The organism is Pararhizobium capsulatum DSM 1112, from assembly GCF_030814475.1.
GTDB lineage: Bacteria > Pseudomonadota > Alphaproteobacteria > Rhizobiales > Rhizobiaceae > Pararhizobium > Pararhizobium capsulatum.
In genome coordinates this window covers 403,723-418,221 of the sequence record NZ_JAUSVF010000002.1, presented here as the reverse complement: position 1 = coordinate 418,221, position 14,499 = coordinate 403,723, and the positions used below count along the sequence as shown (strand labels likewise).

General features: G+C 60.9%; 6 protein-coding genes and 1 pseudogene. 1 reads left to right on the top strand and 6 read right to left on the bottom strand.

Going from position 1 to position 14,499, the window contains the following annotated elements:
* Nucleotides 1-331: 331 nt before the first annotated feature.
* Entirely contained in the window at nucleotides 332-7,786 is a 7,455-nt protein-coding gene (locus QO002_RS22320; protein WP_307233930.1) for a N,N-dimethylformamidase beta subunit family domain-containing protein, read from the top strand.
* Between the two features lie 36 nt (nucleotides 7,787-7,822).
* Here QO002_RS22320 and QO002_RS22315 read toward each other — a convergent pair.
* The 6 genes and pseudogenes from QO002_RS22315 to QO002_RS22290 all read right to left on the bottom strand — a co-directional run.
* A pseudogene (locus QO002_RS22315) lies at nucleotides 7,823-7,933 on the bottom strand (IS630 family transposase); the annotation flags it as partial.
* 351 nt (nucleotides 7,934-8,284) lie between these two features.
* Nucleotides 8,285-9,577 (bottom strand): amidohydrolase family protein, encoded by a 1,293-nt coding sequence (locus tag QO002_RS22310; protein ID WP_307233928.1) that lies wholly within the window; start codon nucleotides 9,575-9,577, stop codon nucleotides 8,285-8,287.
* A 16-nt stretch (nucleotides 9,578-9,593) separates the two neighbouring features.
* Nucleotides 9,594-10,538, bottom strand: a complete 945-nt coding sequence (locus QO002_RS22305; RefSeq protein ID WP_307233925.1) for an ABC transporter permease — start codon at nucleotides 10,536-10,538, stop codon at nucleotides 9,594-9,596.
* A complete protein-coding gene (locus QO002_RS22300; protein WP_307233923.1) occupies nucleotides 10,535-11,584 on the bottom strand; it encodes an ABC transporter permease in 1,050 nt (349 codons plus the stop codon). The genes QO002_RS22305 and QO002_RS22300 overlap by 4 nt, the downstream gene beginning before the upstream one ends.
* On the bottom strand, nucleotides 11,574-13,094 hold the full coding sequence (locus QO002_RS22295; RefSeq protein WP_307233921.1) for an ABC transporter ATP-binding protein: 1,521 nt from the start codon (nucleotides 13,092-13,094) through the stop codon (nucleotides 11,574-11,576). The genes QO002_RS22300 and QO002_RS22295 overlap by 11 nt, the downstream gene beginning before the upstream one ends.
* Complete coding sequence (locus QO002_RS22290) at nucleotides 13,091-14,497, bottom strand: amidase (protein WP_307233919.1); 1,407 nt, start codon at nucleotides 14,495-14,497, stop codon at nucleotides 13,091-13,093. Before QO002_RS22290 ends, QO002_RS22295 begins: the two co-directional genes overlap by 4 nt.
* Nucleotides 14,498-14,499 lie beyond the last annotated feature (2 nt).

Sequence of the window (14,499 nt, the reverse complement as noted above, 5' to 3'; positions counted from 1 at the left end):
GCAATTTCTGACATGGGTGATTGCCCCCCGATAAGATGAAAATGCTGGCTCACGATTGGAACCGGGGCCTCTCGGCCAACCTCAATCGCCTCTCAACGCCTTCATCCTGGGAAGGCAGAGTCGCTCAGAAGATCGACGGGTCAGGGATTTAGACTAACAGCGCCTTACACCGAATTTTGGAGATCAATAGATCGCACGTTGGAAGACCGCTGCCGGCGTGACTGTCTGATAGAGGCAACCGTTCAAAAATATTTCCGGCGGTTTTAACTTGGGTCACCTACCCCATCGACGTAGATCAACATCAATTTTAGTGAGCCATTGTTAGTCTTTGATGCTTTTGTATGACTTATTTCCGTTTTTCGATTTGCTTATGCTGGCGCGCTTATTTGACTTTCCTATGCGCGATTTCGCGAAAGGTCATCTTATGCGTGACGACCGCTGGTGGGATTTCCGATCATTTCTGTTGGGCGATTCGGCTCTCAAATTGCTGGCCATCGACACCAAAGCGAGGTGGCGGAAAGCCACGCCGAAAGAACGCCAGGGGCGCCGCGCTCCAGTCTGGTCGGACGACCTGCGTAACGAACACGGCGCCCTGGCGGATGCGGCGCCGGGCAGTCCCGTCGCCGTGACCTGCGCGAACCCCGGAAGTTCCGTCGTATTTCCGATCGCCAGCTTGACCACCAACAATTTCGGCACCCCCGAAAGTGTCCACCGTTATGTCGCAGCAGGTTCAAAAACGACATTTGCGACGGCGGAACTGGCAGGGCACGTGGCGATTTCGGCAGTTTGGCGCCCTTCGGCGCGCGCCGACGACCGGCCGTGGCCTGCTCCCAAGTCCGAATCCGAAATGTCCGCCGCCATGAAACCGTCGCGGCTTTCCGCCGGGAGCGCCAGCAAATCGTTGTCCGTTAGTACGGACAAAGCGGACTACGCGCCGGGCAGCACAGCGACCTTTGTTGTGTCCAAAGTTGCCCCTGGAAGTTCGGTCGCATTCGGTATCGCCGATTTGGCCAGTGATCCCGGCGTGAACGGCGTTGCCGACGTCTATGCGCCGTTCAGTGTGAGGGACGGCGGCGTTGGTGATTCTGATGGGCTCGCCAATGGCGTCGTGGTAGCGCATTGGCGCGTGCCGTCCGATGGAAGCGCTACAAACGCAATGCTGCGCCTGACCGCGACGTCCGGCAATCAGACGGCCAGCACAACGTTCTCCGATGCTTCCAGCGAGATCGTGCTGGAGAACCAAAAGCCTGGCAATCCGGAGAGCGAATGGGGAATCGTCGGCGCCGGCAGCGCAAACATCGAGGGCTTCGCCACCGACATCAGCACTAACCGGGGCCAGACCGTCAACTTTAAGATCAATACAAACTCCAGCAACTATCGCATCGACATCTATCGGCTCGGATACTACGGCGGCATGGGTGCAAGAAAGGTCGGCACGGTCCAGCACACCGGCGTCCAGAGCCAGCCCACGGCGTTGCGCGATAGCGCCACCGGTTTGGTCGATGCAGGAAATTGGTCCGTTTCAGCCTCCTGGGCCATTCCAGCCGACGCAGTATCGGGTATCTACATCGCGAAGCTCGTCCGCCAGGACGGTACCTCCGGCGAGAACCAGATTCCGTTCATCGTTCGAGATGACAGTAGCCACAGCGACATCATCTTCCAGACCTCGGACGAAACCTGGCAAGCTTACAACCCTTGGGGAGGCGCCAACCTGTATCAAGGTAACGGTCCTGGTAGCGATTCCGCCCCCGGGCGCGCATATGCGGTTAGCTACAATCGCCCGATCACAACGAGAGGCGGCGGCCTCGCAGCGGGGCCGCAGGATTACATTTTCGGTGTCGAGTACCCGGCCCTGCGATGGCTGGAGCAGAACGGCTATGATGTTTCTTACATGGCCGGAATGGATTCCGATCGTTTCGGCAACCTAATCCAGAATCACAAAATGTTTCTGAGCGTCGGCCACGACGAGTACTGGTCGGGACAGCAGCGCACCAACGTCGAGGCAGCGCGGGACGCCGGCGTGAACCTGTCCTTCTGGAGCGGCAACGAGGTTTACTGGGAGACGCGCTTTGCACCCAGCATCAGCACAGGAGCCCAACCCTACCGCACGCTTGTGTCCTACAAGGAAACCAGAGCAGGCCCCATCGATCCGAACAATCAATGGACCGGTACCTACCGGGACCCGAGGTTCGTCTCTCCGACCGCGGTGGGCGGTGGGCGGCCGGAGAATGCCCTTAGTGGCACAATGTTCCAAGTCGATTCGTACAGAAGCGACGCGATCAATATCCCATATGACGACGCTAATCTGCGCTTCTGGCGGGATACTGCGGTAGCGAACCTGCTGCCGGGTCAAACCGCAACCCTCACGCGGAATTATCTCGGATACGAATGGGACGAGTCACCGGACAATGGCTTCCGTCCTGCTGGTCTTATCGAACTGTCGTCGACTACGCTGCCGGTTGACGAATATCTATTGGACTACGGCACCAAAACTGGCTCGGCAACTGCAACACACAATCTAACATTATACCGCGCTCCTAGCGGCGCCCTGGTGTTCGGGGCCGGCACGGTCTACTGGGCGTGGGGGCTCGATTCCCACCATGACCTCGAAGCGACCCCGGTTGACCCACGCGTCAAGCAGGCGATGGTAAATCTGCTTGCTGACATGGGGATTCAGCCCGGTACGCTGGAGACCGGACTGGCGCCGGCAATCCAGTCGACGGATGTCACTAAGCCGGTGTCTACCATCACCGCCCCAAATAACGGGGCCGCCTTAAGGGTGGGCGACGCGATCACCATCAGCGGAACGGCCTCCGACGTCGGTGGCGTCATCGCCGCCGTCGAAGTTTCGACCGATGGCGGCACGACGTGGCACTGGGCGGTGGGAGACGAAACCTGGACCTATAGCTGGGTCGCACCAAGAGCCGGCACGTTTACGATCAAGACCCGGGCGGTGGACGACAGCGTCAACCTGGAGACCGCCGGTCCCGGCCGGACCGTGACGGTCACCGGCAACAATTTCTTTTCCGCTTCGGCGACACCGCCCGCCGTGCCGGATGTCGATGACAAGGCTATCGAAGTGGGAATGAAGTTCCAGTCTTCGACGGCGGGCACCGTGGCGGGCGTCCGATACTATAAGAGCGACTTGAACATCGGCCCCCATACGGGCTCGCTGTGGTCCAGCACTGGGACCAGGCTGGCTACGGCCACCTTCACCAACGAGTCTGGGGTCGGCTGGCAGACGGTGAGCTTTTCCACTCCGGTCTCAATCACCCCCGGTACAACCTATGTGGTGTCATATCACACCAACTACGGGCACTATTCGGCAACGGGAAACTATTTCGCGTCTGCCGTGACAAATGGTCCCCTTTCGGCGCCCACGAATGCCGGCGTCTATGCGTACAATTCGGCCAGCGTCTTTCCGAACAACACTTTCAATGCCGAGAACTACTGGATCGATGTCTTATTCAATCCGGCGTCGGCCAATACCGCGCCGACGGCGGTGGCCGACACGAGCGACGCCACGGAAAAAGGCGGTATCGCCAATGGCTCGGGCGGCCTGCCCGCCATCGGCAATGTACTGACCAACGACACCGATCCCGACGCCGGCGACACCAAGGCCGTTACCGCGGTCAGCTTCGGTGCAGTCAACGGAACGCTCGGCACGGCGCTCGCCGGAGCGCATGGCAGCCTCGTGCTCAGCGCCTCAGGCGCCTTCACATACACGGTCAACGAGACCGACGCGGCCGTACAGGCCTTGCTGCAATCGACCAGTATGCTGACCGACGTCTTCACGTACACTATGCGCGATACGGTTGGCGCCACATCCTCGACGACGCTCACGGTCAGCATTCATGGCGCCAACGACGGACCGGTGCTCGCCGTCCAGACCGGTGGCCAGAGCGCGGTGATCGACACGTCCTTCTCGCTGGTGCTGCCCGCCGGCACTTTTACCGACGTTGATGCCGGCGACACGCTCACCTACACGGCTACCGCCGCTGATGGCTCGGCGCTACCCGCCTGGCTGACCTTCGACACCACGACACGCACATTTGCCGGCACGCCAGCGGCTGTGAATATTGGCACACAGGGCGTCAAGGTCACGGCCACCGATCTCAGCGGCCTCGCCGCGACCGAGACCTTCAACATCGTCGTGACAACAACGCCCAATACCGCGCCGACGGCGGTGGCCGACACGAGCGACGCCACGGAAAAAGGTGGTATCGCCAATGGCTCGGGCGGCCTGCCCGCCATCGGCAATGTACTGACCAACGACACCGATCCCAACGCCGGCGACACCAAGGCCGTTACCGCGGTCAGCTTCGGTGCAGTCAACGGAACGCTCGGCACGGCGCTGGCCGGAGCGCATGGCAGCCTCGTGCTCAACGCCTCAGGCGCCTTCACCTACACGGTCAACGAGACCGACGCGGCCGTGCAGGCCTTGCTGCAATCGACCAGTATGCTGACCGATGTCTTCACGTACACTATGCGCGATACGGTTGGCGCCACATCCTCGACGACGCTCACAGTCAGCATTCATGGCGCCAACGACGGACCGGTGCTCGCCGTCCAGACCGGTGGCCAGAGCGCGGTCGTCGGTACGTCCTTCTCGCTGGTGCTGCCCGCCGGCATTTTTACCGACGTTGATGCCGGCGACGCGCTCACCTACACGGCTACCGCCGCTGATGGCTCGGCGCTTCCCGCCTGGCTGACCTTCGACACCACGACACGCACATTTGCCGGCACGCCAGCGGCTGCGAATATCGGCACACAGGGCATCAAGGTCACGGCCACCGATCTCGGCGGCCTCGCCGCGACCGAGACTTTCAACATCGCCGTGACGGTAGTGCAGACACAAGGCGTGGTATCTCTCAATGGAACACCGACCCAATATCAAACGATCGCGGCAAACATCCTGGACGTTGATGGACTGTTGCCGGGGACGACCATCACCTACCGGTGGCAGCAGAGCGGGGATAACGGCAATACGTGGACCGACATCGCCGGCGCAACCACATCCGCCCTAACACTACAGCAGGACCAGGTTGGAAAGCGGGCCCGAGTGGTCGCCACCTACACCGATGCCTTGGGCAATGCAGAGTCCGTCACGAGCAGCAGCACTAACGCAGTCGCCAATGTGAACGACGTTGGTTTGGCCTCGTTCGCCGGAGCGCCCGTTCAAGGCCAGGCACTTGTGGCAAATGTCGCCGATCCGGACGGCCTAGCAAACGTAACGATCACCTATCGTTGGCAGCAATTGGTCGGAAGCACGTGGAGCAATATCTCAGGCGCTACGGGTCCGAGTTGGACCCTGCAGGCGGCGCAGGTCGGCAGACAAGTCCGGCTCCGAGTTACTTATACCGACCAGGGGACCGCAACCGAAAGCAACCGAACGAGCCCGGCCACCCCACTGATCATTGCGAGTAATCCCGCCGGAAACGATTCTGGCGTTGTTTCCCTCAGCGGGACGCCAACTCAAAATCAGACTCTCGCGGCGAGCGTTACCGATGTCGACGGTGTCACACCTGCTGCAGTCAGCTATCGGTGGCAGCAAAGCAATGGCAGCAGTTGGAGCGATATTGCCGACGCTACTGCGAGCGCGCTGACACTGCAGCAGGCTCAGGTCGGAAGGCAGGTCCGTATCTTAGCCACCTATACGGACTCCCAAGGCAACATCGCCACCGTAAGCAGTGCTCCAACTTCAGCAATTGCCAATGCGAACGACGTTGGCGTGGCGACCATCACCGGCACTCCGGTTCAGGGTAAGACCCTCACTGCAGCTGCTACGGATCTCGACGGACTCGCCAATGTAACAATGACGTATAGCTGGCAGCAGCTGATCGGAACCACCTGGACAAATATTTCCGGAGCCACGGGCCAAGCTTGGACGCTTCAAGCCGCACAGTTGGGCAGGCAGGTCCGGGTAAGGGTTTCCTATACCGATCAACTGAGTGGCGTCGAGTCCAATCGGACGAGTGCGCCAACGCCGTTGGTCAGTCCGGCAACCAACAATCAGGGTGTGTTGAGCATCAGCGGGACGCCGACGCAAAACCAGCTGTTGACCGCCTTGGTTACTGATCCTGACGGCGTACCAGGATCGGTGTCCTATCAGTGGCAGCAGAGCAGCAATGGCACCATTTGGACCAATATTGGCGGGGCTACAGCCAGAACACTGCCCCTCCAGCAGGCCCAGGTCGGTAGCTTCGTGCGGGCAACGGCAAACTACGTCGACACTTTGGGTAGCGTGGAGAACGTGTCCAGTCCCGCGACGCCTTCCGCCGTCGCCAACGTTAACGACGGACCGGTGCTCGCCGTCCAGACTGGTGGCCAGAGCGCGGTGATCGACACGTCCTTCTCGCTGGTGCTGCCTGCCGGCACTTTTACCGACGTTGATGCCGGCGACACGCTCGCCTACACGGCTACCGCCGCTGATGGCTCGGCGCTTCCCGCCTGGCTGACCTTCGACACCACGACACGCACATTTGCCGGCACGCCAGCGGCTGTGAATATTGGCACACAGGGCGTCAAGGTCACGGCCACCGATCTCAGCGGCCTCGCCGCGACCGAGACCTTCAACATCGTCGTGACAACAACGCCCAATACCGCGCCGACGGCGGTGGCCGACACGAGCGACGCCACGGAAAAAGGTGGTATCGCCAATGGCTCGGGCGGCCTGCCCGCCATCGGCAATGTACTGACCAACGACACCGATCCCAACGCCGGCGACACCAAGGCCGTTACCGCGGTCAGCTTCGGTGCAGTCAACGGAACGCTCGGCACGGCGCTCGCCGGAGCGCATGGCAGCCTCGTGCTCAACGCCTCAGGCGCCTTCACCTACACGGTCAACGAGACCGACGCGGCCGTGCAGGCCTTGCTGCAATCGACCAGTATGCTGACCGATGTCTTCACGTACACTATGCGCGATACGGTTGGCGCCACATCCTCGACGACGCTCACAGTCAGCATTCATGGCGCCAACGACGGACCGGTGCTCGCCGTCCAGACCGGTGGCCAGAGCGCGGTCGTCGGTACGTCCTTCTCGCTGGTGCTGCCCGCCGGCATTTTTACCGACGTTGATGCCGGCGACACGCTCACCTACACGGCTACCGCCGCTGATGGCTCGGCGCTTCCCGCCTGGCTGACCTTCGACACCACGACACGCACATTTGCCGGCACGCCAGCGGCTGCGAATATCGGCACACAGGGCATCAAGGTCACGGCCACCGATCTCAGCGGCCTCGCCGCGACCGAGACCTTCAACATCGCCGTGACGGCCGCCCCCACGACGGTAAGTCTGTTCAGCGCTTCCAGCACACCGGCGCTGACGAGTCTCAATGACGGGTCTCAGCTCGAAGTCGGCATGAAGTTCACGTCCTCCGTTGCCGGCGAGGTCATTGCCCTGAAGTTCTACCGCAGCGCCAGCGATACCGGCTCGAACGTTGTAAATCTGTGGACATCGACCGGAACTAACCTCGCCAACGCGACATTTACAAACACAGCCGCGAGCGGCTGGCAGACTGTGACGCTCGCCACGCCTGTCGCCATTACCGGCGGTACAACCTACGTCGCGTCGTATCACACGACCGGCGCTTATGTGGCGACAGATAACTTCTTCACCACTCCCGTCACAAACGGCCCGCTTACGGCCCCTTCGAGCGCCACCGCCGGTGGCAATGGTGTCTATGCGTACGGAGGAACCAGCGCCATCGGCATCTTCCCCGACCAGACCTTCGCCTCCGCCAACTACTACGCGGATGTCGTCTTCCGACCCCAGCTTGTTAGCTAAACCATCCGCACAATTCATCGGGCGCATATCCTGATGCTTGCGATAATTCCAGCATTCGGTTCTGTTGAAGAGATTACAGATCAAGCCGAGAGCACCGGACAGGGCGTCGAAGGTCCTTGCGGCCGCGGTTCGCAGGTGTGCCTTGATTTACCGCCTTTTAGAAGGGCCGTGCCGGGGTCAAATTTCTACGCTTAAAAACAGGCGCTCAAATCTGGACCAAGCGAACGCAATCCGGCATTTCCATATCAGATGGCATTCCTACATGGTCGGAAGGTGCTCCACCGGCCGAACTGGCCGTCGCTTTAAAGACACCGGCTTGCTGCTGCTAGCGCCGAAAACCGTTGGTGATCTGGGTTGCGCCGAAAGGGCCGAGCTAACGGCGTACACTACGACGGAAGGCTGGCGGGCTGAAGAGCATCCGGGTAGTTTGATATCTCTATATATGCCCTTGCGGCGGGAGTGCGGATACTCCTGCATCCGACTCCGAGGAACACGAACTCAGCGTGCAGTCGGCACGTAATCCAGACCGGGATCGATGTTCTTTGGTCTGCCCTCGAGGAAAAGCTCGCCGATACGGGGTGCGCTCCGAGAAATGACTTTGCCACCCTTCACGACCAGAAGCCGGGTGGGCTTGAGACGGAGTGCCTCGACCACATCGGCAGCCTGCAACACGATGAGATCGGCGTTGCAACCGACCTCCAGTCCGTAGCCTTCGAGTCCCATGGTTTTCGCAGAGTTCATCGTCAGCGCATCGAAGATCTTCTTCTTGTCCTCGATTCCTCCCATCTGCGCCACATGGATGGCCATGTGGCCGACTTCCAGCATGTCGGCGGAGCCCATCGAATACCAGGGGTCCATCGTGCAGTCCTGGCCGAAGGAGACGTTGAGCCCGGCATCCATCAACTCACGCACGCGGGTCATGCCCCGGCGCTTGGGATAGGTATCATGGCGCCCCTGCAGCATGATGTTGATCAGCGGATTGGGGATCACGTTGATTTCGGCCTCCGCCATCAGCGGAATGAGCTTCGAGACATAATAGTTGTCCATCGAATGCATGGATGTCAGGTGCGATCCCGCCACCCGTCCCTGCAGGCCATGGCGTACGGTCTCGGCTGCCAGCGTCTCGATATGGCGCGACATCGGGTCGTCGCTCTCGTCGCAATGGATGTCGACCGGAAGCCCCCGCTCCGCAGCAATGCGGCAGAGGGCTTCCAGCGAGCGGCGTCCATCATCCATCGTCCGTTCAAAATGCGGGATGCCGCCGACGATGTCGAGGCCCATGTCGAGCGCGCGTTCCAGCGATTTTTCGCCGTCAGCCGCGCGGTAATAGCCATCCTGTGGGAAGGCAACGAGCTGCAGGGTGATATAGGGCGCCACCCGCTCGCGAACCTCGATCAGCGCTTCCGCCGTAACCAACCTCGGATCGGAGGTGTCGATATGACTACGGATGAACAGCAGGCCTTGACTGACGGCGAGGTCGCAATAGCGGAGCGCCCGTTCCACAAGTGCTTCCTTGGTGAGCAGCGGACGCAGCTCGCCCCAAAGCGCTATGCCCTCCAGCAGGGTGCCGGATACGTTCATGCGCGGCAGTCCGAGCGAAAGCGTCGCGTCCATATGGAAATGCGGATCGCACAAGGGCGGGCTGGCCAGCCTTCCGGTCGCATCGATCTCCTCTTTCGCCGATGCATCGAGATGCTTCTCGATAGCGGTGATCTTGCCGCCGGCGAGTCCAATATCCAAGCCTTGGCGGCCGTCAGGCAGGTTGGCGTTTCGGATGATCAGGTCGAACATGCTCGGGTTCCTCCGTTCAGCGCTCGCCGCGCCGATAGGGTTGCATCAGGGCCTGCGGCACGCGCGCACGCCGCGCCATGATGGCCAGCGCCGCGATCGACAGGATGTAGGGTATCATCAAAAAGAGCTGATAAGGCACCGCCCCGCCCAGCGCCGTCTGGAGGCGCAGTTGGAAGCCATCAAAGAAGGCGAAGAGCAAGGCACCTAAAAGTGCGCGTTCCGGTCGCCAGGAGGCAAACACGACGAGCGCGATGCAGATCCATCCACGCCCCTGCACCATGGTCGGGAAGAAACTGTTGAATGCCGACAGGGTGAGGAAGGCACCGGCCATTCCCATCAGGGCGCTGCCCGCGATAACAGCGCCGTAGCGCACAACCATCGGATTGATGCCTTGCGCTTCGGCCGCATGCGGATTCTCGCCTGTCATGCGGATTGCAAGGCCAAGGGGAGTCCGGAAAATGATGTAGGCAAGCACGAGCGCAAGCAGAATCGCCAGATAGGTTGGAGGAGTCTGGGCAAAGAATGCGGGGCCCAAGAACGGGAGATCGCTCAGACCCGGGATTGCAATCGGTTGGAACGGCGTGATTGTGGGCGGTGTTCCTGCGACCGGCACCGCCAGACGGAAGACGAAATAGCTGAAGCTTCCTGCAAACAATGTCACGCCAAGCCCAGCAACATGTTGCGACAGTCCGAGTGTGACGGTCAGCCCGGCATGCAGCAGTCCGAAGACGCCGCCGCCCAGAGCTGCTAACAGGAAACCCGTCCAAAGGTCCGCCCCATTATAAACGGCAAGCCAGCCGATCATCGCGCCGAAGGTCATGATGCCTTCGATGCCGAGGTTCAGCACGCCTGCCCGTTCGCACAACAGGGCGCCGAGCGTACCGAAGATCAGCGGCGTTGCGATCCTAAACACTGCGGCCCAAAGCCCGGCAGATGCGATGATATCGAAAACGGCGCTCATCGACGGATCCTGTATTGGGTGAAGAATACGGCGACCAGCATGGACAGAAGGGAAAGGGCCACGATGACATCGGCGATGTAGCTTGGAATTCCGAGGCTTCGGCTCATGCCGTCGGCGCCGACGAACATGGTTGCCGTAAATAGCCCTGCCAGCACCACTCCGAGCGGGTTGAGATTGGCCAGCATGGCAACGACGATGCCTGAATAACCGTAACCCGGCGAGAGGTTGGTCGTGACGTAGCCTTGGACACCCATGACTTCGACTGCACCGGCGAGCCCTGCAAGTCCGCCGGAGATGCAGGCGACAGCCACCAGGGTTTTGCCCAGCGGCACACCGGCAAAGGCGGCTCCCTGCGGGTTGAGCCCGGCTGCACGCGACTGCATGCCGAAGGCCGTACGCGACTGGACGAACGCGAGGACGAGTGCAAGCAGGATGGCGATCACCAGGCCGAAATGAAGCCTAGATCGGGCGAGAAGCTTCGGCAGCATCCCAGCTTCGGATATCGATTGCGACTGGGGCCAGCCGAAGGCCAGCGGATCCTTCAGAACTGTGTCGATCAACATCGACACAAAGAGCACGGCGACGAAATTGAGGAGCAGGGTCGTCACGACCTCATCCACCGAAAAGCGTAGTCTCAGCCAGAGCGGCACGAGCAGCAGGATCATGCCGGCGACGGCGCCGAAGACGAGCAGCAACGGAATCTGCACGATCGAAGGCCATGTGCCAAAAAGATGCGAACCTGCCCAAGCGGCGGTGATAGCGCCGAGATAAAATTGCCCCTCCCCACCGATATTCCAAAGCCGGGCGCGGAAGGCGACGGCCGCTGCAAGTCCAGTGAGGATCAAAGGTGTTGCACGGGTCAGCGTTTCGGTTGCCGAGAGGCGGGAGCCGAATGCGCCCAGCAAAATACGCCAATAAGCCTCAAAGACCGGCGCGCCGGCAATTGCGATCAGGACGCCTGCAATCGCAAGGGCCGCAGCGATTGCGATGAGCGGGGTCGCGATGACGAGCGCGACCGGACGGTGTTCACGCCGTTCAAACCGCATGCGCCACCTCCTTTTCCCATTCACCGGCCATCATCAGTCCGAGTTTGCGCGAGGATGCCTCCTCGGCGGCAATCGGCGGCGAAAGCCTGCCGCCGACGATGGCCTGGATGCGATCGGCGAGCGCCATCACCTCGTCCAGATCTTCCGAGATCAGCAGCACGGCTGTTCCCTGCCGTCTCGCATCGAGAAGCCGCTCGTGCACGGCAGCGACTGCCCCCTCGTCCAATCCTCTCGCCGGTTGCGCCGCAAGCAGAATGCGCGGCCGGTCTATCAGGTTGCGTCCCAGAATAAGCTTCTGCATGTTTCCGCCGGATAGCAGGCGAATACGGGTTGTCGGCGTTCCACCACGCACGTCGAACTGATCGATAATCTTTTGCGTGAACGCAACGGCGCGCTTGCGATCCACCAGCCCGCGGCGTGAGAAGGAAGCGAGCCTTTCCAGGATAACGTTTTCCCAGATCGCCATTTCGCCAATGGCGCCTTCCTTGTTGCGATCGTCAGGAATGCGGCCGACACCGGCCGAGACGACGTCGGCGACCGAAAGGGAGGCGACCGCTGTGCCGAACAGCAACAGGTCGCCGCTGGTCTTCGAGGTTGTCCCCGACAGCAATTGCGCCAATTCCGCCTGTCCATTGCCAGAAACGCCGATAATGCCCAGCACCTCCCCGGAACGAAGTTGAAAATCAATTGCCTTGAGCCTATCGACACCGGCGGACCGCACGGTAACGGCAGCCGCTTCCAGGACCAGTTCGCCGGGAGACGATGGCTCCCGGACAGGTCGAGTTACAGTGCGACCGACCATGAGTTCGGCGAGTTCGGACTTACTGGTCTCGGACGCTCTGCGCTCCGCCACGTGGCGGCCTCCGCGAAGAACCACCACGCGGTCTGAAGCTGACATGACCTCGTCCAGCTTGTGGGAAATGAAAATCAACGACAGGCCTTGGGCTGCCATATCCTTCAGCGTCGCAAAAAGTCGCTCGGCCTCGAGCTGTGTCAGGACTGCGGTCGGTTCGTCGAGAACGAGAATTCGCGCCTCGTTATAGAGTGCCTTCAGGATTTCCACCCGCTGCTGCTCTCCAACGGAGAGATCGCCAAGTCTTGCATCCGGATCAATCTTCAGGCCGAAGCGCTGGGAGATGGCAAGCAGCTTGATCCGCTCCTCGGCACGGCGCGATCGAAGCGACCACAGGCTTTCCGTCCCGGTTGTGACGTTCTCGATCACCGTGAGGTTTGGCGCCAGTGCAAAATGCTGGTGAACCATGCCGATACCGGCACGGATTGCTGCGCGGGGCTTGCCTTGCGGCAGTTCCTCACCGTCGATCAGGACGCGGCCGCTGTCTGGCACGTAGTGGCCGAAGAGAATGTTCATCAGTGTGGTCTTGCCGGCACCGTTTTCACCGAGCAGTGCTACGATCTCGCCTTTGGCCAGGGACAACGAGATGTCATCATTGGCCAGTGTCGTGCCGAACCGTTTGCTAACGCCAATGATTTCAAGAACGGGCTTGTTCATGCGTGCAATCCTGCAACGGGGAAGCGGTGCTGCCAGCGACCCTCCTGCTCCAGCGACGCGGCAAGTGCCAGCAGAAGCAAGTCATGTCCCATGGGAGCCAAAAGCTGGACGGGTAGCGGCAAGCCCGTCGCATCCGCGCCAAACGGTAGAGTGATTGCCGGAAAGCCCGTGATGTTCGCCAGTGACGCAAGCGGGGCGAAAGCTGTCATACGATGGATATGCAGCTCCGTATCATCATGGTCAAACGAGAAGGACCCGAGTGGCAGCGGGGCACTCGACAACATGGGCGTCAACAGACAATCGACCTCCTCGAAGATGTCCCAAAGAGCCCTGCTGGTATGAATGCCGGCATCCAACGACGCCCAGAGGGATTGGCCAGTCAGCGCCTGACCTTTGCGGATAAAGGCTTGGGTAAGGCGTTCAGCTTTTTGGGCATTCAGGTGCGCCCCATCGACGTAATTCGCGAGATTGACGGCAATGATGTCAGCGAATGCCCGACCGCTAGCCGCGACGGCGTTTTCTAATGTGTTCCACGAGATCTGGATAATCGCGTGCCCGTCGGCTTCCAGGGAACGCGCTGCAGCCTCGATCGTTGCGGCCCGGTCGGAATCCAGTGAGAAATCGTTGCCAGAATCTGTGACGAGGCCAATTCGCAGCGGACCGGCACTGGCCTGGGACAAATGGGGATCTGCGAAAGGGCCACGCGAGGCGCCAACGGCAACTCGGAAAATCGTAGTGAGGTCCCTTACAGAGCGGCAGACTGCAAGCTCGCTGGCGATTCCACCGAGATGATTACCAAAGCTCGGGCCAGCCGGTATCACCCCGCGGCTCGCCTTCAGACCCACAAGGCCGCAGCAGGCCGCGGGAACCCGGATCGATCCTCCTGCATCGGTGGCATGGGCTATAGCGACAATGCCTGCGGCGACGGCAGCTGCAGCACCACCCGAGGACCCGCCGGGCGTCAGCGACGGTTCCAGCGGGTTGCGGCTGAGTGGTCCGACTGCCGGCTCACTGGCGAGAGACAGACCCATTTCCGGCACCGTGGTAAGGCCGAAGAAGCAGAGGCCGGAGGTGCGAAGTCGCGCGGCAAGATCGGAGTCCGGTTCCACCGAACTCCTGTCTATCATGCCTGAGCACGCCGTGACCGGAAGCCCGAAAAAAGGTCCGCCAAGATCCTTGGCCAGGCTGGGCACGCCGGCGAAGGACGAGCCCGTTGCAGATCCATCGCGCAGTCTTTCGTCCATGGACTGGGCTGCATACAGTCCAAGATCCCGATCCAGATAAACGATAGCTCCGAGGTCGGACTGTTGCTCCGCCCGATCAATCGCAACCCGCATGGCCTCCAATGCACTGAGGCGACCCCCGCGGATCGCCTCAGCCAATGACGTTGCGTCATCCCGCATTT

Bases quoted from the DNA above. Each gene is read 5' to 3' on its own strand.
- QO002_RS22320 (WP_307233930.1), top strand. From the start codon at position 332: ATGCTTTTGTATGACTTATTTCCGTTTTTCGATTTGCTTATGCTGGCG.
- QO002_RS22310 (WP_307233928.1), bottom strand. From the start codon at position 9,577: ATGTTCGACCTGATCATCCGAAACGCCAACCTGCCTGACGGCCGCCAA.
- QO002_RS22305 (WP_307233925.1), bottom strand. From the start codon at position 10,538: ATGAGCGCCGTTTTCGATATCATCGCATCTGCCGGGCTTTGGGCCGCA.
- QO002_RS22300 (WP_307233923.1), bottom strand. From the start codon at position 11,584: ATGCGGTTTGAACGGCGTGAACACCGTCCGGTCGCGCTCGTCATCGCG.
- QO002_RS22295 (WP_307233921.1), bottom strand. From the start codon at position 13,094: ATGAACAAGCCCGTTCTTGAAATCATTGGCGTTAGCAAACGGTTCGGC.
- QO002_RS22290 (WP_307233919.1), bottom strand. From the start codon at position 14,497: ATGCGGGATGACGCAACGTCATTGGCTGAGGCGATCCGCGGGGGTCGC.